Below are 21,091 nucleotides of genomic sequence, written 5' to 3'. Positions count from 1 at the left end.
TTAGATGTTTGAGATTTTAAATTATTTGGTATTTCTGCTAATAAAAAAAGCAATTGATAATTTTTTTCTTCTCTAGATGACTTTTGCTATAAGACTGGGAATTAATTCCCAGTCTGTTTCTAACCACCACCAAAAACTTCTACATTTGCAAATATACAAACAGGTGAACCATGTCCTACCCAAATAGTTTGATTAGGTTCTCCCTTACCACAGAATGGTGTACCGTACATTTCCCAATTTGCATCATTCCCAACTTTAATTAAACTGTGCCAAAATTCGGGCGTAGTAGCTCTATAATTAGGATTACGCAAGGTTTTAGTGAGTTTACCGTTTTCAATTAATTTGGCATATTCACAACCAAATTGAAATTTATGTCTTCTATCATCAATTGACCAAGAACGGTTGGATTCCATGTAAACACCATGTTCTATATCCGCTATCATTTCGGAAAAATTTGTGTTTCCTGGTTCTAAATTTGGTTCTAAATTTAAGTTAGCCATTCTATCAATGGGTGGACGATTCCAAGAAGTAGCACGCGCACAAGCTACCCCTGGCAAACCAGAACGATTTTGACTTTCTAAACTACCTAAACCTCTTTGTAAAATGCCATCTTTAATGATATATTCTCTGGTGGCTTTTGTACCAGTATCATCAAAACTATAACTGGCAAATTCACCTTCAACGGTAGGATCAAAAGTAATATTCATTAAAGGTGAACCGTATGCTAATTTACCAAAATCTTCGGGTTTCACAAAACTACCACCTGCGTAGTTTCTTTCATCTCCTAAAATGCGGTCAATTTCCAAAGGATGTCCCACACTTTCATGAATTTGTAGCATCATTTGATCAGGTGCTAAAACCAAATTAGTGCGTGTATTTTGACATTCTGCTGCTGTTAATAATTCTAATCCTTGTTCAGCAATTTGTTGGACTCGATGCCATAAATTATCTTGTTTTAATACTTCCCATCCACCTTGATAACAATTAGCGTGCATTCCGTTATTACTACGTTGTTGCACAATATTACCATCTTGGGCAATAACACCAAAATGGTTTCCTAAAGAAATGATTTTTTGATAAACTTCTGAACTGTTACTGCTAACAAACCAAGTTTCTTTTTCAGATGTGTTAATATTGGCTACGGTTTGGACAATTTTATCACTAATTTTTAAGCCGTGACAAATTCTCATTAATAAATCATTTATTTCCCCTGGACTGATAGAATTTAATGGTTTAAAAAAGGGTGAGTTATATTCACCGACGACTTTGGGACGGGTATTTTTACTAAAGGGATATATCCAAAATTCACTTGCTGCAACTGCTTGTTTATAAGCTATTTCTGCGGCATTTTGCAATGATGATAATGTTAAAGAGTTGGTAGCAGCATAACCCAAACTACCATTAACCATCACTTCTATCATTGCTCCCATTGTTAATGATTTACCGTTGCTTTGGGGTAAACCATCTCTGACAAAATGGGTTCTGGTTGTTTCTTTGACTGCACGAATACCGATCCAATCAGCAGGAATGTTAAAATTAGATATGGCGGTTGTTAGTTCTTTCCACATAGGTTAAATTGAAAATTAAAAAATTCAAAGTTAAAAATCTGTTTTTACATTATAAGTTATATATGGTGTAAAGAATATAAACCACAGAGGACACAGAGGAAAAGAGTTTCTGAGATATTGGTTAGTTGTGAATAATTTTTCAAGAGAATGAACCACGTTCAGCGAAGCTGTTCCCGCAGGGTAGGACGCAAAGAACACGAAGGAAGAAGAGAAGAATAGGGGGAATATTAGAATGAGAAATGAGTAAGATTCAATCATCTTTTTTGTCTTTACCTCTGTGTCCTCTGCGTCTGGAGCGGTTCGTTTAAAAAATCATGTTCACAACTCAGATGACGATGCTTTGTTAATTTTTAATTTTTAATTTCTCCGTTGCCAGCGTGTACCTTCTTTGCTATCAATTAATTCAATTCCTTGGGCTTTGAGTTCATCTCTGATTCTATCAGATTCGGCAAAGTTTTTGGCTTTTCTTGCTTCCTGTCTTTTTTGAATTAATTCCTCAATTTCTGCATCACTTAAACCATTAGTTTTTGTTGTTTCTGCTTCTGGTTCGGCGGTTAAACCTAAAACTTCTGCTAATGTAGTTAAGGTTTGCCATTGTTTAAATAATTCATCGGCGGGAGTTTCTGTTTTTCCTTGATGAACAATGATATTTCCTTCTTTTCTCAGTTCTTTAGCTAATTCAAAAATAACCGCTAACCCACCAGGAAAATTAAAATCATCATCCACTGCATTAGTAAATTTCTCAACTTCTGATTTATCAATGTTGGCGTTATTTAATTCGATATTTTCCCAACCCAACTTTTCACCGTGTTGATGTCCAAAAAGCAGACCTTCCTTAATAGTATGCCAGCCGTTTGTTGCTGCTAAAATTGCTTCATCTGTGAAATCAATGGGTTTACGATATTGTGCCATTAACACAAATAATCTTAATGCCATTGGGTCAACTCCACGATCTAATAAATCACGGATTGTGGTAAAATTGCCTAAAGATTTAGACATTTTTTCACCATCAACTTTAACCATGCCATTGTGTAACCAATAGTTAGCTAAAGGTTTACCGGTTACTGCTTCTGATTGGGCAATTTCGTTTTCATGGTGTGGGAAAATTAAGTCAGCACCACCAGCATGAATATCTATGGTATCACCCAAGCGATCGCGCACCATTGCAGAACATTCTATATGCCATCCGGGGCGGCCTTTTCCCCAAGGTGACTCCCACGCAGGTTCGGAAGGTTTTGCAGCTTTCCACAAGGCAAAATCAAAGGGATCTTTCTTTTTCTGATATTCTGGATCTTCTACGTTTACTCTTTCGCTTGCACCTGCTTGTAAATCTTCTAATTTCCGTCCTGAAAGTTTACCGTACTGATCAAACTTTCGCACCGCATAATAAACATCACCATCAGCAGGATAAGCAAAACCCTTGGTTTCTAAATCATGAATTAATCTTTGGATACCATTCATGGTATGAGTTGCACGAGGATATTCATCTGCTTCTTTTATCCCCAAACGTCCCATATCTTCAAAATATGCCTGGATATAGCGTTCTGAAACCGCTTCCATTGTTGATTTTTCTTCCCGTGCGCGGTTAAGAATTTTATCATCAATATCCGTGAAATTCTGGATATACCGCACACCATAACCAATAAATTGTAAATAGCGACGCACTACATCCCAAACAATACAAGCTCTAGCATGACCCAAATGGCAATAATCATAAACCGTCACACCGCAATAATACATTTTTACCTTACCAGGTTCGACGGTTTTAAATTCTTCTTGACGACGGGTGAGAGTATTGTAAATAGATAGGGTCATAATATAAGGGATAAGGCAATCTAACGATTAGCAATGATAGCGTATGTAGTGAGTAACCGGATAGGTGAGACAGATTAAGTTACAGATACAGTAAAAAGCGATCGCTCTTATCATCTATGATATCTAAATATAGTTCTCTAGTTGATTTCCAGTAATATCATGTAATATAGTTGTCAGAGTTAGGTAACTTATGATTCTAGCTTTACCCAGAACTAAACAAGTAAATTTTGCAGAGTTGGCGTAATTTAACCCAAGATCAAAATGATTTAACTTTATATTTAGGTTTAGGTATAATTTCTGATATTGCAAATCTTCAAACAACAACTATTGCTATTGAGAATTGCATCAATGAAAACATCACTTTAAGCAATTTATAAATGATTCAAAAAATGATAAAATAACTAGCTAACAAACACTTCCCAAGTGACAATTAACAGCTACTCGGATTTTTGCAAATCACGCTAACATTCAAAATAGACTCAAACCCTACTTCATAAATATGACATCAGCAGTTACTTCAGAATCTCACGTAATGGAAGCAACCAAACAGGGATTACCTGTTACCATTATCACTGGTTTTCTTGGCAGTGGTAAAACTACCTTACTAAATCATATTCTTACTAATCAGCAAGGTGTAAAAACTGCTGTTTTAGTTAACGAATTTGGCGAAATTGGTATTGATAACGAATTAATTGTTTCTACAGATGATAATATGGTGGAACTTAGTAATGGTTGTATTTGTTGCACCATTAATAATGACTTAGTTGATGCTGTTTACCAAGTTGTAGAACGTGAACAAAAGCTAGATTATCTAGTAGTTGAAACTACAGGTTTAGCAGATCCTTTACCTGTAGCAATGACATTTTTAGGATCTGAATTGCGAGATTTAACCCGATTAGATTCAATTGTCACTGTAGTAGATGCAGCAAATTATAGTTTGGATTTATTCAACTCTCAAGCTGCATTTAGTCAAATTACTTATGGTGATGTAATTCTGCTCAATAAAACCGATTTAGTTGATGAAGCTGCTTTAAATTCATTAGAGAAAAAGATTAACGATATTAAGGAAGGTGCAAGAATTATCAGAACTAAAAATTCTCAAGTTCCACTTCCTTTAATTCTCAGTGTTGGGTTATTTGAATCTGATAAATATTTTGATTCAGAAACCGATGAACATGATCATCATCATCACGATCATGATCATTCTACCTGCGAACATGAACATCACGACCATGATCATTCTACCTGTGGACATGACCATCACGACTATGATCATCACCACTCTGATCACTTAGAAAATGATGGTTTTACATCCATATCTTTTCAAAGTGATCAACCTTTCTCGATTAGAAAATTTCAATATTTCTTAGATAATCAACTACCCACAAATGTCTTCCGCGCTAAGGGTATTATGTGGTTTGAAGAAAGTCCACAACGTCATATTTTCCACCTGTGCGGTAAACGCTTCACTATTGATGATGATCAATGGAAAGGTGAAAAGAAAAATCAACTGGTTTTAATTGGTCAAAATTTGGATCAAGAGACTTTACTTCAGCAATTAGAAAATTGTCTGTGTTTACCTTCAGTTAGCAAAGGTAAAGGTTTCGGGAAATAGATAATTGGTAATTGGTGATTGGTAATTGAGAAATAAGGGTACAGGGAACAGTTAAAAAATTTTCACACCATCACCCCATACCCTGACTCCTGTGAGGGTTTAGCATTGCTAAACCCCTATCTTTATCGTTAGTAAAAAATCTGAAATATGCGCGTTATTGTTCAAAGAGTTAAATCATCCCAAGTAACTATAGACGGGAAAATTGTTGGTAAAATTGGTCGAGGTTTAAATTTACTTGTGGGTATTTCTCATACTGATACTGATGGGGAAATTGATTGGATGGTGCGTAAATGTTTAGAATTACGTTTATTTCCCGATGATGAAGGTGGTGATAAATGGCAAAAATCTGTACAAGAAATTAATGGGGAATTATTAGTAATTAGTCAATTTACATTATACGGTGATTGTCGTAAAGGTCGTCGTCCTTCCTTTGACTGTTCTGCTACACCCACATTAGCAGTAGATTTATATAATCGCTTTGTATCAAAATTACAGGAAAGTGGTTTAAGGGTAGAAACTGGTAAATTTGGCGCGATGATGCAAGTTGCAATTGAAAATGATGGACCAGTTACTTTAATTTTGGAAAAAGAAGCTATTTAGCGACACCCACCCAAAATGAAAAACAGATTTAATCAAGATAGCCAAATCGCTGCTATATGATGAGAGAATATTAACCTAAAGATCATAAAACTTAAACAAACATTCATCATGGCAAAAATCCAATTTTCTAGAGGCATTGACGAACCAGTAGTTCCAGAAGTAAAGTTAACAAGATCACGTAGTGGTGATAGTGGAACAGCAACATTTACTTTTGAAAATCCCCAAGCCTTCAGTGAAAATAGTACAGAAGAAATTACAGGGATGTATATGATTGACGAAGAGGGGGAAATTATCACCCGTGAAGTCAAGGGTAAATTTGTTAATGGTAGACCAGAAGCAGTAGAAGCTGTTTACCTGATGAAAAGTGTAGAAGAATGGGATCGTTTTATGCGGTTTATGAATCGGTACGCTGAAGAGAATGATTTAGGATTAAGTAAATCTTAAATTACTTAGTGGTGATTGGTGATTGGTAATTGGTGATTAGTGATTGGGTTATCAACACTCCACACTTCGCACTCCGCATCCTGTACCCCATCACCCGATTTAATTAGGTTGTTAAAATAGTAAATATCTAGTAAATATCAGCAGTTTCTAGGAGTAATAATCATGACAGTTGCAACTGCTAAAAAAATGACTTTTGAAGAGTTTCTACAATTTGATGACGGTACAGATAATTTATATGAATTAGAAAATGGAGAATTAATTGTTATGCCTTTTGAAAGCGAACTAAATCGGCGCATAGCCACATTTTTATTAATCTATTTTTCTAAGTTAGGTATTCCCTATTACCGCTTGAGTATGAAAACAGAAATAGCTGTAAATAGTAAAATGGTGGGGGTGCGTATTCCTGATTTAGTGATATTTTCAGAAGAATTAGCAGAAGAAATGAAAGACGCTACACGCTCTTTAATTTTAATGGATATGCCACCTCCTTTATTAGTAGTTGAAGTAGTCAGTTCTAACCAAGAAAATCGTGATTATCGTTATAAACGTTCAGAATATGCAGCGCGGGGTATTGCTGAATATTGGATAGTTGATCCCATGCAGAAAAAAGTAACAATTTTAGAATGGGTAGAAGGTTTTTATGATGAGCATATTTTTACTGATGATATGGTGATTTCTTCACCTTTATTTGCTGATATTAAGTTAACTGTGGGTGAGGTTTTACAGGGATAGAAATTAATGAAAACTTTAGCAGTAGTAGAAGCTACACTAACCCGATAATTCAAACACAACTGAAGTATTTGTTCTTAGATATAGATAATCAAGATATAACATTTCTTCTTCCTTCCTTCTTCCTTCCTTCTTCCTTCGTGTTCTTCGTGCCTTCGTGGTTTATTAAATCGGTATTATTCAGGTAGGAAGGGAGTAAACTATAGCAAAATTAATAATAGTAATTGCATTTTCTATATTCATATATGATCAAATCACATCCACATCCAGATAGAGAAAATATCACAGTAAAATGTGCAGTTGTTACCGTCAGCGATACCCGCACATCAGAAACAGATAAAAGTGGAAAATTAATACAGGATTTATTATTATCTGCTCATCATTTAATTGCAGATTATCAAATAATCAAAGATGAACCAGACAAAATCCAAGCATATATAGAAAGTATCAGTAAAAATCAGAATGTAGATGTAATTATTTTTAATGGTGGTACAGGAATAGCACCTAGAGATACTACTTATGATGCGATCGCTAATTTATTAGGAAAGACTTTACCAGGTTTTGGCGAAATATTCCGTTTTCTCAGTTATCAAGAAATCGGTTCTAGAGCGATCGCTTCTCGCGCTGTAGCTGGTATTTATCAAAATAAATTAATCTTTTCCCTTCCCGGCTCTAGTAACGCAGTCCGTCTGGGAATGGAAAAATTGATACTACCAGAAATCATCCATCTTTTCAAACAAATGCAAAATCACTAAAAAACAAGATCCCCGACTGCTCAAAAAATCGGGGATCTAGGCTGTGTTATTGATATTTTGTTAAAAATCTCAAAATTTAATGCTTGTCAAGCATATAGTAGCCAAAATTGCAGCAATGATATAAAACGCACCAACTACTTGCAATTCTGTCCAACCAGATAATTCTAAATGGTGGTGTAAAGGGGCCATTTTAAATAACCGTTTACCTTTCCCATCTGGTCCCTTGGTAGCTTTGTAATAACTGACTTGAGCCATCACAGACAGAGTTTCCACAAAGAAGATACCACTGAGAATGAACAAGGCTACTAAACTATTAGTAAGCAGTGCTACAGCAGCCAACGCACCACCCAAAGCCAGAGAACCGGTATCACCCATAAAAACACGGGCTGGGTTGCGGTTATGGGCTAAAAAGCCTACACAACTACCACTCATAGCTGCACAGAATATCATCAAATCAGGTGAAGTGGGTGCAATTAAAGCGCCTAAAGCAAAAATGGCGATCGCCACTGTTCCCCCAGCTAACCCATCAATACCATCAGTTAAATTAGTAGCATTGCTTTCTGCAACCAACACAAAACCAGCCACAGGCCAGAAAAGTAAACCCAGAGGCAAAGATAAACCAACCCAAGGCAAGGCAATATTTGTTATACTAAAATCTCTGTTAAACATCATCCAGACACAGAAACCAGTTGCAAAAACAATCTGCAAAGCCAATTTCATCTTTGGAGATATACCTTTATTTGATTTTCGATGCAAAATTTGCCAATCGTCGATCCAGCCTATTAAGCCATAGCTGAGAGTTAACACAGAAACAGCAAGTACATCCTGAGCAAAATTAGACAAAATACAAGCAACTGTTACAGCTACAGGTATGAAAAAGATCCCCCCCATAGTCGGAGTACCAGCTTTTTTCAGATGCGCTTGCGGTCCATCTTCCCTAATTATTTGTCCTGTTTTCAAAGCTTGTAGCAACGGCACAACCCAAAAACCAGCAGCAGCAGCGCCTACAGCACATAGAAAAAACGGCATAGTCAGCGAATTAGCTTGCCAGAATACTCTATGTCCTAGCCCATCTAAAATCAATGCAGTTGTAGTCAGCGAGAGAGCTAACAGAGAGGCCAGCCCAATTCCAGAAATGTTTAATCCTTGGTTTGGAGATAATTTAGCGTCCACAAAAAATTTCCCTTCACTCCACACTTTTAAAAAACCGAAAACCGAAACTATTGATCAAACCCAGTCCCCACAGTCCTCAAGACTAGTCCTCATCTATACTGATATCGCCATCATCATCATAGTCAAGGTCAGCAATTCCATCTTCTCCCGCCAAAAAATCAGATATTTCTTCTTCAGGCTCCGAAAAAGTCGATTCGTTAAAGTCACGAGCGATGAGACGACCGCTAGACTGCAACCAGTCTAACATCGAAGACTTTTGCTTCAAGGGAATTACAGTAGCTCTTTGGTTCCGGGGTTGCTCATTTAGGGGAGAATTTAACATATCAACGAAGACAGAAAAAGGTACAAGTTCTGGACATTAAGAGTCTATCATTTGATACGGGATAATTTAGTTAATGATTCAACTCTTTGATTGATCTATCCGAATTAAACACAAAAATTTATTTAATAGCCCTACGCCAAACAGCAAGCTATTCTTCGACGATTACACCAGCCTATACATATAACATTTAACCCTTGTTAATCCTGATTTCATAGCTATATTTTGAGGTCAAGAGTTATGGTAACAAAAAGTACGCTTTTAGATGCAATTGCTGGTACAAACCGGGGTTTACTGGCAACTGAAACCCAAAAACAGGTTATCCTAGCAGCGATCGCCAGTCTAGAAGACTTTAACCCCACACCCCGCCCAATGCAAGCCAGCCATTTACTAGAAGGTGATTGGCGATTACTTTACACCACCAGCAAGGCCTTATTAAACCTGGATCGTTTCCCTCTTTGTAAACTTGGTCAAATTTACCAATGTATTCGAGTCGAAACTAACAGTGTTTATAACATTGCTGAAATTTATGGACTACCGTCTTTGGAAGGATTAGTTAGCGTAGCTGCTAAATTTGAACCTGTTTCCGAACGTCGAGTCCAAGTCAAATTTCAACGTTTTATTTTTGGCTTACAAAGGTTAATTGCCTACAAATCACCTGCAACGTTTATCCAACAAATTGAATCAGGCAAAAAATTTACCGCTTTTGATTTTCCCATCAACAGCGACCAACAACAAGGATGGTTGGACATCACTTATCTAGACAATGATCTGCGTATTGGCAGAGGTAACGAGGGGAGTGTCTTTGTGTTAAGCAAAGCTTAAAAGGCATAGGCAATTTATTCGCAAAAAGTGTTTGCGAACGACATTATTCTATTATAGGTACTTTGTCAAGTAGGGTTTGATACTTTTTCGGGTAATTGGTAATTCAATTTTGGATTTTGGATTTTGGATTTTGGATTGTTTTTGTCAATTCCAATCTAAAATCTAAAATCTAAAATCTAAAATTTTCTTCCCCAGTTCCCTAACTTATGACAAATAACTTAACAAATACGCTAGTAAAGACCTTCTAGTTGTAGAGTGAAATCAAATAGCCCTAATTTATTCTCAATTGAACATTCAAAGGGAAGATAATCATGGTTCAACGTGGTTCTAAAGTACGTATTCTCCGCCCCGAGTCCTACTGGTTTCAAGAAGTAGGTACTGTTGCTACTGTAGATCAAAGCGGAATTAAGTACCCTGTAATTGTCCGGTTCCCCAGTGTTAATTACGCTGGTGTTAACACCAACAACTTTGCTTTAGATGAATTAGTAGAAGTGGAAGCACCCAAAGCTAAACCTGCTGCTAAAAAGTAAGCAATACAACAGTCATGAGTCCTGAGTGCTGAGAATTGAGTATAAAAACATGGAAAAGCAGTAAACTAAATATGCTGGTTCCATGCCCTTAATCTACGGTTGAGGTATGACTCTAAACTAAACACCCAGCAATCATTACTCTGAAAATGCCTGAACTGCCTGAAGTTGAAACAGTACGACGGGGTTTAAATCAATTAACCCTAAATCAAGAAATTACGGGGGGCGATGTGTTGCTACCACGCATCATCGCCCACCCTTTTTTTGTTGAAGAATTTATAGAAAATATTAAAACCAGTGCCATTACATCTTGGCATCGTCGCGGTAAATATCTTTTAGCTGAACTCTCCCCTTCTTCTTGGTTGGGCGTTCATCTGCGAATGACAGGGCAATTATTATGGTTAAATCGAAATGAACCCTTACACAAACATACAAGAGTAAGATTATTTTTTGGAGATCAGCAAGAATTACGCTTTGTAGATCAGCGCACCTTCGGGCAAATGTGGTATGTTCCTGGGAATGTACCTGTAGAAAGTATTATTACAGGTTTAGCCAAACTAGCAGTAGACCCATTTTCCCCAGAGTTTACAGTTGAGTATTTAGCAAATAAACTGCAAAAAGTCCGTCGTCCGATTAAAACAGCCTTATTAGACCAGTCAATAGTAGCAGGATTAGGTAACATTTATGCTGATGAGGCTTTGTTTAAAAGTGGCATCTTACCTACCACCATCTGTACAGAATTGCAGAAAAAACAAATAGAACCTTTAAGAACAGCGATAATTGATGTTTTATCCGCCAGTATTGCCGCAGGTGGGACAACTTTTAGTAATTTCCTCAATGTTAAAGGCGTTAACGGCAATTATGGCGGTGAAGCGTGGGTTTATAACCGTGCTGGAGAGCCTTGTAAAGTTTGTAGTAATACCATCCAGCGTATTAAACTAGGTGGGCGTTCTAGTCATTTTTGTTCTCAGTGTCAAAGTTAGTGCTGAGTCTATATCGCTGTTAAAATTTTATGAGGAGAAAAATTATATCTGAAAATGGCGGCCAATTTAGCCGTTTTTTTGTTGACGTTACAAAAATTTATGATTAGAATAGCGGCTAGGCAGTTTTAGTAAGTATTTATTACTATTTATTACCTGGATTGAAATTATGTTAAGAAATGTGTTTACAAAAGTAACGATTTCTTAATATAATCTAATTAAAAGAAAAATGCAAAATTGATTGTCAACAGTGATGAATCCGATACAAATTCCTTGGCTATCAGCCATAATTTTTTTGCCGTTAGTGGCATCCTTAGCCATTCCCCTCATTCCCGACAAAGACGGTAAAACCATTCGCTGGTATGGTTTAGGAGTAGCTTTTGCAGATTTAGCATTAATGATTTATGCGGTTTGGCAAGGTTACGATTTCCAAATTTCCGCTTTACAACTCACAGAAACATATAGTTGGATACCTCAAATTGGTTTAAATTGGGCATTAGCGATTGATGGTTTATCAATGCCCTTAGTATTACTCACAGGTTTAATTAACACATTAGCTATATTCGCGGCTTGGAAAGTAACCAATAAGCCGCGTTTATTTTATGCGTTAATGCTGGTAATGTATAGCGCCCAATTAGGTGTATTCCTCGCCCAAGATTTGTTATTATTCTTCTTAATGTGGGAAATCGAATTAGTACCAGTTTATTTATTGATTTCTATTTGGGGAGGCAAAAACCGCCGTTACGCAGCTACTAAATTTATTCTCTACACAGCAGCCGCATCTATATTTATTCTCGTAGCTGGTTTAACAATGGCGTTTTATGGTGATCACTTCACCTTTAACATGACAGAATTGGGACTTAAAGAATATCCCCAACTGTTAGAATTAGCTCTCTATGCAGGTTTCTTAATTGCTTACGGTGTAAAATTACCTATTTTCCCCTTTCATACCTGGTTGCCTGATGCCCACGGTGAAGCATCTGCACCCGGTTCAATGATTTTAGCTGGTGTGTTATTAAAAATGGGTGGTTATGCCCTAATTCGCTTTAACATGGAAATGTTAGGTGATGCCCACGCTGTTTTTGCTCCAGTTCTAGCAATTTTAGGTGTAGTTAATATTGTTTACGGTGCTTGTTGTGCTTTTGCCCAAACTAACCTCAAACGCCGTTTAGCTTACTCTTCTATTGCCCACATGGGTTTTGTGTTAATAGGCATTGCATCTTATACCGAAATTGGTATTAGTGGTGCGGTGTTACAGATGGTTTCTCATGGTTTAATTGCTGCTAGTTTATTCTTCTTGTCTGGTGTCACTTATGAACGCACCCATACTTTAATGATGAATCAAATGGGTGGTATTGCTAAGGTAATGCCCAGAACCTTCGCTCTGTTTACTGCTGGTGCAATGGCTTCTTTAGCTTTACCCGGTATGAGTGGTTTTGTGGGTGAGTTAATGGTGTTCTTGGGTATTGGTACTAGCGACGTTTATAGTTCTAGTTTCAAGGTTGTAGTTATTTTCTTATCTGCTGTGGGTGTGATTTTAACACCTATTTATTTACTTTCTATGTTGCGTCAGGTGTTCTACGGTAAGCAAAGTGAAGAGTTGCATTTAGATACTGTAGTTGCTGATGTGAAACCTCGTGAGTTGTTCATCACTGCTTGTTTGTTACTTCCTATCATCGGTATTGGTTTCTATCCTAAGTTGGTGACAGAAACTTATGATGTGAAAACTGTAGAAGTTGCGGCTCATGCGCGTCAAGTGTTGCCTGTGGTAGCTCGTCAACAACCTACAAGTTTATATTCTCAAATCTTTTCTGCTCCCACTTTAGCTAGTGCTGAGTAGTTGTTAAGTTACAAGTTGTTTTGGGGGGGGGTTGTGGAAACTGCCCCTATTTTTTTCTCACGCAGAGAACCATAGTAGGGGCGAAGCATTCGGAGGATAAGTTATCCCTGAAACCATTGATTTTCTTTCCGAATGCTTCGCCCTTACTTATTTGAAAATACTTGTAATTGCTTATGCACAGAAGATAGTTCTTCCTCGTCAAGATTAGCATAACAGGGTTTTCGGGCGGTGTCAAGGGGTTTACTCTTTACTATTGCGGAAATTTTGCGGTTTTTAAGGTGAGATCCAGTTTTATAATTGTAGATGAGTAATTCTAGAAAGATCAGATCCTCGACTTCTTTTTTCTATCTTGATAGTTACCCTTATGGTTAAAAAGTATCACTCAACATAACCGATAATATTCTAAAATAAAATTAAGATACAGTAACAGCAATTGAGACTTAACTAACTATGCAACTTGAAGAATACTTTAATTTTCTAGCTCCCGATGATATTAGACTCAAAGGTACAAGAGTGGGAATTGAAACCATTTTATTTGACTATCTTTTCCATGCGAAAACTCCTGAAGAGATTGCTAAAACCTATACATCACTAACATTAGAACAGGTTTATGCGACGATTCTTTACTATTTGCATAATCAACAATCAGTAGATGAATACATAAAAGATTGGTTGGAATGGGGTGATAAAATGAGAGAAGAACAGCGTCGCAATCCTAACCCTGTTGTGGAAAAATTACGTAAGTTAAAAGCTGAAAAAATGTTGTTGCAAAGTCATGGCGCTTAATTATCTCATTGATGAAAATGTTAATCCAATTTATACCATTCAATTACGCCGTCTAAACCTTGATTTATTTATCCTAGCAGTGGGAGATTTGACTACTCCACAAAAGGGAACTCTTGATCCAGAAATTTTGATTTGGTGTGAGGAAAATAACTTTGTTCTCGTAACTAATAATCGTAAATCTATGCCTGTTCATTTAACAGATCATATCGCTCAAGGTCATCATATTCCAGGAATTTTCATTCTTAATCCAAAATTAAGTGTTGGTGAAAATATTGAACAATTATTACTGATAGCTGAAGGATCACTAGATAATGAGTATCAAGACAGAATAAAGTTTCTTCCTATTGTCTAGTTAAGTATTAATTATAAATTAGTCTGTTATTGTTGGGTTTTCTTGCGTCAACCCAACCTACAAAATTGTTAGTTAATTGCCACAACAGACGGGGTAAGTGATGACAAGAAAGTGATTATTTCTTGAATTAATGGATGTTGTTGTAATATTTTAATTTCTTCATCATTGATATTACTAAAGATTTTCTCATTGATTGATGTTTCTTTACCTAATACTGTTTCTAAAAATTCCTTGGGTTTACTTTGGGCAAGTTGCCATTCTAAGTCATTAAATTGACGTTGGGCGATTTTTTCAATTAATGGTTTATTTTGGAGAAATATTATTTCTATTTCGGGAATGGCTAGGGAGATTTGAAAAGGAATACCAGAAGATACTTGATTTAACACATAATTAATTAAATCTTTCTTTTCAAATACTTGAGATGGGTTATTTGTATCTGCATCTATAACAAGACAAACAGGTATTTTTTGAGTCGCAAGTAGTGAACTAGCTAAAGAACGCGCTCTGTAAGAACTTGCACCTGCTATAAATTTAATATCTTGAATTAAATTTTTTGGTAGCAATTTCTGTAAAATTTCTATATCTTTATCACTTTCTGTCAGGATGTATGCTAGTGTCATGAGAAAATCTCCGTTGTAATGTCGTAGTTAGGGATACATTTTTGAACACAAACACGATATTTTTTGACTAGGAATTTACATATACATTTATTTGTGAGTGAATATTCAATTTCTTCTCCTCCCCATAGTAGAATAGTTTGCGGAGCAATAAACCCAGTTAATGTTACTGTTGCTTCTGTAAATCCACTGCGACTAAACACACTACCAATAGCTGATGCTGGTCTTCGTAGCAATTGATTTCTTAGTTTAGCTATAGGTTCAATATTAACCTCGTCACTTGTATCTTTACATTCTATCAAACAGGCTAGGCTATCTGTATAGATTACTCCGTCAATTTGTTCTACTATTTTATCTTGAATTTTGACGATGTAAGGCCAAGCTACTTCTGCGCCATCAAGTTGAAATGCACGTAATATCAAATATTCTAATGCTTTACCTGCATCCCAAAAGTTTGAGGTCTTTTTTGCTTTAATTTCTGACCATAATTTGATTAAATCATCCCAGTTATAGCTGGTAATTCTTGCTTGATATTCTGCATCTGTGGTCATGATTTAATTTTAGTTTTTCAGATTTTTATATATTACTATTATGTGCTGTTTGTGATTGTTGTTGGGTTTCCTTGCGTCAACCCAACCTACTAATTTTTAACGAACCACGAAGACACGAAGGACACGAAGATAAGATACAAAGAGAAGAAAAAGAAGCATTATAAATGATTTAATTATATATGATTGTTATAGTTTATTAGATCAGCCTAAAAATTACCATAATGCTCTTTCCGGTTTTATTTCTTTTTCTTTTTCTAACCGAGATTCAATTTCTAATTGCCAACGCGCAATTAATTGTTGTGCTTCATTATAAACATCCCTAGAAGCATCAATTTGTTGAGCTTGGGAAATTGCCGCTTCTAAACCAGCAACCGTACCTATCCAAGCACTTCTTTGGGCTTCACCCAAAACAATAAAATCATCAATTTCTGATTGTAATTCAGCAATAGGCGGAGTTTTTCTAGCAATTTCTAATGCTGTATCTGCATCTTTCTCATTCATTTTCTCCTGTGCTAATTTGAGTATTTTTCTAACAAATTCAGATTTTAACTTTTGGGATTCTTGATATACATAACTTTCAGGTTTAATCGCCTCAGCTAATCTAATAGCTTTGAGTAAATTATCTACATTGGGACTTTTTGCTAAATCTTCTGCTTTGTAAAGTTTATCCCGATCTTCCCTAACTTCGACAATAATTTTATTATTAAGTTGGTTCAATGCAGCAATAGCAAACAATCCCACACCTAAACTAATTAACCATTGCCAAGGTTTATGTTTTTTCTGAATTGGTTTAGCCGTTGTTGTGACAGGTTTACCTGGACTAACTGCAACAGTCCCAGAAGCACTATTTTTAGATTGAATCTTTGTAGTGTTTCTGACAATATGAACTTGATTTAAACCTTGTTCAATTTCCTTTAATCTCTGTAAAATAACTCTTGTATTTTCAGGACGCTGATTTGCAGTAGGCGCAATTAAATTATCAATTAAATCTGCTAAAACAGGAGAAATATTAACTGCATATTTTCGCCAATTTAACTCATTAGTCAGAGGATCATAAATAGCTTTATCCTGGGGTTCTTTACCAGTCAGTAAAAATATAAAAGTCCTTCCCAAAGCAAAGAAATCAGACTGTTGTACAGAATAACCGTTTTGTTGTTCTGGTGGTGAATAACCTTGGGAAATAATTCTAGTATGGGAGTTTCCCGCTAAAATTGTGGTGGTGATTTGTCGCACTGCACCAAAATCAATTAAAACCAGTTGCCCACTTGGTCGCAGCATGATATTCTGAGGTTTAATATCACGATGAAAATATTTTTGAGCGTGTACTAAAGCCAGAATTTCTACAATTTGTTTCAACCAATGGATAGCTTGAGTTTCAGTAATAGGTTGATAATTGCGAATTTCCATCCATTGCTCTAAATTTACCCCTTCGATTTTCTCCATTACTAAACAGTGCAATGGTACAGAGCTATTTTTAGGTAAAACCGTAAAATAACCATCTGCTTCGACTTTGGGAATACCTGCACTATTTAACTGACTCAAAACCTTAGCTTCTTGTTGAAACAATTTCACCGCTTTAGGGTTATTCTCAGTCAGCACTTTTAAAACTTTGGTTTTTCCACCGTCGTCAATTTCAAAGGTGTTACCAAAACCACCTTGACCTAGTTGTTTAAGTACCCGATAGCGATTTTGCAGCAGTAATTGTGACCCACAGTTACGGCAAATAGGATTATTTGCATTTGCAGGATCAGCAGGTTTGGCACAGTGAGGATTGATACAATAGGACATCGCGCAAAAATCCGCCCCATCAATAAATGACTGTTGTTCATAACCAGTACAGGAATTAACAATATAAAGTAATGATAATATGTTTAAATATACTCTAAGTAGAGTAACATACTTGTCGTATTTTTGGCAACTGGTTATACTATATAAATAACAAAATAAGTAACGTCTGCTGTTACCGCAGCGTGCCATTAAGCATATAAATAAAAAACTGAATCAAGGGATTCAGGGATCAAAAGGGGAAGAAAATCCCAGGAATAGACGTTACAACCATCAAAAACTGCTCACTTTTCCCCCTGACTCCTGTAAGGGTTTAGCACTGCTAAACCCCTCCTGACTCCTGACTCCTGACAATTTAATTCTTATTAGTTGTTGTAGTATTTTGAGCAGCTTGTTTACCTAAAACCTCAATAGCTTTAGCAAATTGCGGATCTTCTAAAGTACCTAATTTCTCACGTTCCCTTAACCACAAATCTTGTCTTTGGGCATCAGTTAAATCTACTTTGATATCAGGGTCAATACCATGCTTGTTAATATCTTTACCGCTAGGAGTATGATATTTAGCAATAGTCACCGCTAAACCAGAACCATCTTCCAACGGACGCACAGACTGCACCAAACCCTTACCAAAAGTTTGTGTACCCACTATCGTCGCCCGCTTATTATCCTGCAAAGCACCGGACAGGATTTCACTAGCACTGGCTGAACCCTTATCCACCAACACTACTAAAGGTTTATTAGTTAAAGCACGTCCTCTGGCTATTTCCCGTTCTTGCTCACCTTGACGATCAATAGTGGAAACAATCGTACCTTTATCTAACCACATCCGGGAGATTTCTATACTGGAAAATAATAAACCACCAGGATTACCACGCAGATCCAAAACGTAACCAGTGACGTTTTTAGCTTCTAACTTATTAATCGCATCTCTCATTTCTTTGCCAGCATTAGCACTGAATTGATTCAGTCGGATGTAGCCAATATTACCTGCTGGACTTGGTTTTTCAGCAAACTTAACCGGATGAATTTCGATTCGCGCCCTGGTGATGTCAAATATTTTTTGCTGACCATTTCGGAGAATTTTCAGTCTGACCTGAGTTCCCGCTTCACCGCGAATTAAAGATACAGCTTGGTTTGTATCCATGCCTTTAGTGCTTTTGCCATCAATTTCTAAGATGACATCTTTAGCTAAAATTCCTACTTTAAAGGCTGGTGTATCTTCAATAGGGGAAATTACAACTAATTCCTTTGTTTTTTCATCCTGACTGATAGTGATACCAATACCTGTTAATTCTCCAGAGGTATCAACCTGCATACTCTTAAATTCCTCTGGGTCCATAAACCGGGTATAAGGGTCTTCTAGCTTTTTCAGCATTTCCCGGATGGATGTATAAGCTTCCTGCTGATTACTGTAGGACTTGCTTAAATATTCTTTACGAACAGCTTGCCAATCTACTTGATTAAAAGTCCCGTCTACATATTGACGGTAAACAATTTGCCATACTTCGTCTACCAATTCCTTGGGACTTGCTTTAAACAAAGCCTGACCACGGGAATTAATACCAAGACTAGTAACAGCAATTGTAGAAAGCGTCACTGCTGTAGCACCTAAAACAAGTCTACTTTTTGTAATCACCATAATGACATCTATGTCAGAGGGAAAATCTATTGTCAGTATGCCCAATCTAACACAGGATTTGGTGATTGGTGATGGGTGATGGGTGATGGGTGATAGGGGAAAAATATTTCTCTCCCGACTCCTCTACGGGCGAAGCATTCGGGCTACCAATTCTCAATTGTATGAAAAGGTTATTTTCCGAATGCTTCGCCCCTACGACTCCCGACTCCCCATTCCCCAAATTAAGGATCTACCCAACGTCCATCAGCTTTAATTAAATTGATCAATTCCTCTACACCTTGATCTTCTGGAACTTTTTTGATTTCTTCTCTGCCACGGTATAAAGAAATAAAACCAGGATTTTTACCTACATAACCATAGTCAGCATCGGCCATTTCTCCTGGTCCGTTGACAATACAACCCATGACGGCAATATCTAAACCTGTTAGGTGTTTGGTTGCTTCCCGGACTTTGTGTAACACTTCTTCTAAGTTAAATAAAGTTCTTCCGCAAGAAGGACAAGCGACATACTCAACCATTGTTTTCCGCAAACCTAAAGCTTGCAGAATGCTGTAACAAACGGGAATTTCTTTTTCTGGTGCTTCTGTCAAAGATGCGCGAATTGTATCACCAATACCATCGGCTAATAATGTAGCTATTCCCGCAGTAGATTTAATTCTGCCATATTCCCCATCTCCGGCTTCGGTTACACCCAAATGTAAAGGATAATCCATGCCTAAATCATCCATGCGTTTGGCCATTAACCTATAGGCGGCTACCATGACGGGAACTCTTGAGGCTTTCATCGAAATAACGATGTTGCGAAAATCCAAAGATTCACAAATGCGGATAAATTCTAAGGCAGATTCTACCATTCCTTCTGGGGTGTCACCATAGGTAAATAGCATTCTTTCTGCTAACGAACCATGATTGACTCCTATCCGCAAAGCTTTACCTTGATCTCTTAGGGAAACTACCAAGGGTTCTAAGGTTTCACGGATTTTCTCGCCAATTTCGTCAAATTCGGCTTTTGTGTATTCTGTGCGGTTGGTGTTGGGTTTTTCAAATACATACAACCCTGGATTGATACGTACTTTTTCGATATGTTTAGCTACTTCCAGGGCAATTTTCATGCCATTGTGATGCACGTCGGCAACAATGGGAACATCACGGTAAGTTTGCTTTAATTTCTGTTTAATTTCTGCTAAGGCTTTGGCATGAGCCATACTAGGAACTGTAACGCGGACAATTTCGCAGCCAATTTCATGAAGACGACGAATAGCTGCTACAGAACCATCAATATCGAGGGTATCTTCGTTAATCATTGACTGTACCACCACAGGGTAGCCTCCGCCAATGGTGACATCTCCCACTTTCACAGGACGAGTTTTGCGGCGTTTGATGGTGGTGTCAAAGACGGGTTGACTGGATGTAATGTTGTTAGTTTCAAGGGGTGGTAGGGTTTGCATAGCCTCAACAGGTAGATTTTCTGTAGCTAAAATATCAGATTGCCAGGGGTTATGTTTATCAGATTGCCATAGTTGAGGCTCTTTTGGGTGATAAATTGGAAAATTTCCAACTTCATTTTTTTAGCATTTCTTCAATGGTATTCATAGTATCAACGCTGACTGTGCCAACTCGTTATGAATACCGCATCTGTAACACAATTGGTAAATGTTCTTTCCCCCTGTACCGTGCTATCTTGATGATAGCTATTTAACCAAGATTATCTGAATTTTTCCCCACACTCAGTATTCAGATATTTTTTTTTCATTCTGCATAATTTCTCTGCTTTGACCTACATCAAAAACAGCATGATCAAATTATAAAATATGGGAAAATTAGGGATGGAATCGCCTAAAAAATATCTACTTTTCGATAGACTAATAGCTACACAAAAATTATGTCAATGGGCAAGTTTTCTAAAAGGTTATATATTTTATAATGGCAGCATCACAAAGGTGTCAATTTATTTTGATCTAACGAAATCAAATGCTCTAAATGTTTGATTGATAAGCTGTTACACAGCTAAATTGTATAATCCTAATATTCTGAACTCTTGTTTAACAGGCAAGATGCCTGTTCCACTTATACAAATTAAATGCACAACAGCTTATGATTGAACCGCAAAGGGCGCAAAGGACACAAAGCTAAGAGATTTTACGAGATTTTTTAGTGGTACTACTATTATC

General features: G+C 36.9%; 20 protein-coding genes. 11 read left to right on the top strand and 9 right to left on the bottom strand.

Annotated elements, in window-relative coordinates:
- Window positions 1–119: 119 nt before the first annotated feature.
- On the bottom strand, window positions 120–1,568 hold the full coding sequence (locus PN497_RS07465) for a TldD/PmbA family protein (protein ID WP_096570292.1): 1,449 nt from the start codon (window positions 1,566–1,568) through the stop codon (window positions 120–122).
- Window positions 1,569–1,925: 357 nt separating this feature from the next.
- Window positions 1,926–3,383, bottom strand: a complete 1,458-nt coding sequence (cysS, locus tag PN497_RS07460; RefSeq protein WP_096570294.1) for a cysteine--tRNA ligase — start codon at window positions 3,381–3,383, stop codon at window positions 1,926–1,928.
- A gap of 499 nt (window positions 3,384–3,882) precedes the next feature.
- Between cysS and PN497_RS07455 the strand changes: the two genes are divergently transcribed.
- The 5 genes from PN497_RS07455 to PN497_RS07435 all read left to right on the top strand — a co-directional run bounded on the left by PN497_RS07455 (window position 3,883) and on the right by PN497_RS07435 (window position 7,526).
- On the top strand, window positions 3,883–4,998 hold the full coding sequence (locus PN497_RS07455; protein ID WP_096570296.1) for a CobW family GTP-binding protein: 1,116 nt from the start codon (window positions 3,883–3,885) through the stop codon (window positions 4,996–4,998).
- Window positions 4,999–5,145: 147 nt separating this feature from the next.
- Window positions 5,146–5,598, top strand: a complete 453-nt coding sequence (dtd, locus tag PN497_RS07450; protein WP_096570298.1) for a D-aminoacyl-tRNA deacylase — start codon at window positions 5,146–5,148, stop codon at window positions 5,596–5,598.
- Between the two features lie 108 nt (window positions 5,599–5,706).
- Complete coding sequence (psb28, locus tag PN497_RS07445; RefSeq protein WP_096570300.1) at window positions 5,707–6,042, top strand: photosystem II reaction center protein Psb28; 336 nt, start codon at window positions 5,707–5,709, stop codon at window positions 6,040–6,042.
- 162 nt (window positions 6,043–6,204) lie between these two features.
- Complete coding sequence (locus PN497_RS07440; RefSeq protein WP_096570302.1) at window positions 6,205–6,774, top strand: Uma2 family endonuclease; 570 nt, start codon at window positions 6,205–6,207, stop codon at window positions 6,772–6,774.
- Between the two features lie 245 nt (window positions 6,775–7,019).
- On the top strand, window positions 7,020–7,526 hold the full coding sequence (locus PN497_RS07435) for a MogA/MoaB family molybdenum cofactor biosynthesis protein (protein ID WP_096572765.1): 507 nt from the start codon (window positions 7,020–7,022) through the stop codon (window positions 7,524–7,526).
- Between the two features lie 69 nt (window positions 7,527–7,595).
- Here the strand turns inward: PN497_RS07435 and mraY are convergent, their stop codons facing one another.
- Entirely contained in the window at window positions 7,596–8,699 is a 1,104-nt protein-coding gene (gene mraY / locus PN497_RS07430) for a phospho-N-acetylmuramoyl-pentapeptide-transferase (RefSeq protein WP_272109868.1), read from the bottom strand.
- 82 nt (window positions 8,700–8,781) lie between these two features.
- A complete protein-coding gene (locus tag PN497_RS07425) occupies window positions 8,782–9,021 on the bottom strand; it encodes a DUF3134 domain-containing protein (protein WP_096570306.1) in 240 nt (79 codons plus the stop codon).
- Window positions 9,022–9,258: 237 nt separating this feature from the next.
- Between PN497_RS07425 and PN497_RS07420 the strand changes: the two genes are divergently transcribed.
- The 6 genes from PN497_RS07420 (at window position 9,259) to PN497_RS07395 (ending at window position 14,328) form a co-directional block, all read left to right on the top strand.
- Window positions 9,259–9,843, top strand: coding sequence for a PAP/fibrillin family protein (locus PN497_RS07420; RefSeq protein ID WP_096570308.1), 585 nt, complete (start codon window positions 9,259–9,261; stop codon window positions 9,841–9,843).
- A 311-nt stretch (window positions 9,844–10,154) separates the two neighbouring features.
- On the top strand, window positions 10,155–10,373 hold the full coding sequence (locus PN497_RS07415; protein WP_096570310.1) for a photosystem I reaction center subunit IV: 219 nt from the start codon (window positions 10,155–10,157) through the stop codon (window positions 10,371–10,373).
- Window positions 10,374–10,519: 146 nt separating this feature from the next.
- Entirely contained in the window at window positions 10,520–11,353 is an 834-nt protein-coding gene (locus PN497_RS07410) for a DNA-formamidopyrimidine glycosylase (RefSeq protein WP_096570312.1), read from the top strand.
- Between the two features lie 250 nt (window positions 11,354–11,603).
- Window positions 11,604–13,190 carry an NAD(P)H-quinone oxidoreductase subunit 4 gene (locus PN497_RS07405; protein WP_096570314.1) on the top strand — a complete coding sequence of 529 codons (1,587 nt, stop codon included), beginning with the start codon at window positions 11,604–11,606 and terminating at the stop codon, window positions 13,188–13,190.
- Between the two features lie 450 nt (window positions 13,191–13,640).
- Complete coding sequence (locus PN497_RS07400; protein ID WP_096570316.1) at window positions 13,641–13,976, top strand: DUF433 domain-containing protein; 336 nt, start codon at window positions 13,641–13,643, stop codon at window positions 13,974–13,976.
- Window positions 13,966–14,328 (top strand): DUF5615 family PIN-like protein, encoded by a 363-nt coding sequence (locus PN497_RS07395; RefSeq protein WP_096570319.1) that lies wholly within the window; start codon window positions 13,966–13,968, stop codon window positions 14,326–14,328. The genes PN497_RS07400 and PN497_RS07395 overlap by 11 nt, the downstream gene beginning before the upstream one ends.
- A 68-nt stretch (window positions 14,329–14,396) precedes the next feature.
- Here the strand turns inward: PN497_RS07395 and PN497_RS07390 are convergent, their stop codons facing one another.
- The 5 genes from PN497_RS07390 to ispG all read right to left on the bottom strand — a co-directional run bounded on the left by PN497_RS07390 (window position 14,397) and on the right by ispG (window position 20,368).
- The gene (locus PN497_RS07390) at window positions 14,397–14,948 is read right to left on the bottom strand and encodes a hypothetical protein (RefSeq protein WP_096570321.1); all 552 of its coding nucleotides are present in this window, start codon (window positions 14,946–14,948) and stop codon (window positions 14,397–14,399) included.
- Window positions 14,945–15,496, bottom strand: coding sequence for a restriction endonuclease (locus tag PN497_RS07385; RefSeq protein ID WP_096570323.1), 552 nt, complete (start codon window positions 15,494–15,496; stop codon window positions 14,945–14,947). The genes PN497_RS07390 and PN497_RS07385 overlap by 4 nt, the downstream gene beginning before the upstream one ends.
- Before the next feature lie 213 nt (window positions 15,497–15,709).
- Window positions 15,710–17,284, bottom strand: a complete 1,575-nt coding sequence (locus PN497_RS07380; RefSeq protein WP_272109865.1) for a serine/threonine-protein kinase — start codon at window positions 17,282–17,284, stop codon at window positions 15,710–15,712.
- Between the two features lie 352 nt (window positions 17,285–17,636).
- Window positions 17,637–18,920 (bottom strand): carboxyl-terminal processing protease CtpC, encoded by a 1,284-nt coding sequence (gene ctpC, locus PN497_RS07375; protein WP_096570325.1) that lies wholly within the window; start codon window positions 18,918–18,920, stop codon window positions 17,637–17,639.
- 221 nt (window positions 18,921–19,141) lie between these two features.
- Entirely contained in the window at window positions 19,142–20,368 is a 1,227-nt protein-coding gene (gene ispG, locus PN497_RS07370) for a (E)-4-hydroxy-3-methylbut-2-enyl-diphosphate synthase (protein WP_096570327.1), read from the bottom strand.
- Window positions 20,369–21,091: the final 723 nt, after the last annotated feature.

Origin of the sequence: Sphaerospermopsis kisseleviana CS-549, from assembly GCF_028329225.1 — a bacterium.
GTDB classification, from domain to species: Bacteria; Cyanobacteriota; Cyanobacteriia; order Cyanobacteriales; family Nostocaceae; genus Sphaerospermopsis; species Sphaerospermopsis kisseleviana.
The sequence above is the reverse complement of the archived record's forward strand: the minus strand, read 5'-3'. Positions and strand labels throughout refer to the sequence as shown.

What these genes read in the sequence shown, in the direction of transcription:
- PN497_RS07465 (WP_096570292.1), bottom strand. Translation starts at nt 1,568, where the DNA reads ATGTGGAAAGAACTAACAACCGCCATATCTAATTTTAACATTCCTGCT.
- cysS (WP_096570294.1), bottom strand. Translation starts at nt 3,383, where the DNA reads ATGACCCTATCTATTTACAATACTCTCACCCGTCGTCAAGAAGAATTT.
- PN497_RS07455 (WP_096570296.1), top strand. Translation starts at nt 3,883, where the DNA reads ATGACATCAGCAGTTACTTCAGAATCTCACGTAATGGAAGCAACCAAA.
- dtd (WP_096570298.1), top strand. Translation starts at nt 5,146, where the DNA reads ATGCGCGTTATTGTTCAAAGAGTTAAATCATCCCAAGTAACTATAGAC.
- psb28 (WP_096570300.1), top strand. Translation starts at nt 5,707, where the DNA reads ATGGCAAAAATCCAATTTTCTAGAGGCATTGACGAACCAGTAGTTCCA.
- PN497_RS07440 (WP_096570302.1), top strand. Translation starts at nt 6,205, where the DNA reads ATGACAGTTGCAACTGCTAAAAAAATGACTTTTGAAGAGTTTCTACAA.
- PN497_RS07425 (WP_096570306.1), bottom strand. Translation starts at nt 9,021, where the DNA reads ATGTTAAATTCTCCCCTAAATGAGCAACCCCGGAACCAAAGAGCTACT.
- PN497_RS07420 (WP_096570308.1), top strand. Translation starts at nt 9,259, where the DNA reads ATGGTAACAAAAAGTACGCTTTTAGATGCAATTGCTGGTACAAACCGG.
- PN497_RS07415 (WP_096570310.1), top strand. Translation starts at nt 10,155, where the DNA reads ATGGTTCAACGTGGTTCTAAAGTACGTATTCTCCGCCCCGAGTCCTAC.
- PN497_RS07410 (WP_096570312.1), top strand. Translation starts at nt 10,520, where the DNA reads ATGCCTGAACTGCCTGAAGTTGAAACAGTACGACGGGGTTTAAATCAA.
- PN497_RS07405 (WP_096570314.1), top strand. Translation starts at nt 11,604, where the DNA reads ATGAATCCGATACAAATTCCTTGGCTATCAGCCATAATTTTTTTGCCG.
- PN497_RS07400 (WP_096570316.1), top strand. Translation starts at nt 13,641, where the DNA reads ATGCAACTTGAAGAATACTTTAATTTTCTAGCTCCCGATGATATTAGA.
- PN497_RS07395 (WP_096570319.1), top strand. Translation starts at nt 13,966, where the DNA reads ATGGCGCTTAATTATCTCATTGATGAAAATGTTAATCCAATTTATACC.
- PN497_RS07390 (WP_096570321.1), bottom strand. Translation starts at nt 14,948, where the DNA reads ATGACACTAGCATACATCCTGACAGAAAGTGATAAAGATATAGAAATT.
- PN497_RS07385 (WP_096570323.1), bottom strand. Translation starts at nt 15,496, where the DNA reads ATGACCACAGATGCAGAATATCAAGCAAGAATTACCAGCTATAACTGG.
- PN497_RS07380 (WP_272109865.1), bottom strand. Translation starts at nt 17,284, where the DNA reads ATGTCCTATTGTATCAATCCTCACTGTGCCAAACCTGCTGATCCTGCA.
- ctpC (WP_096570325.1), bottom strand. Translation starts at nt 18,920, where the DNA reads ATGGTGATTACAAAAAGTAGACTTGTTTTAGGTGCTACAGCAGTGACG.
- ispG (WP_096570327.1), bottom strand. Translation starts at nt 20,368, where the DNA reads ATGCAAACCCTACCACCCCTTGAAACTAACAACATTACATCCAGTCAA.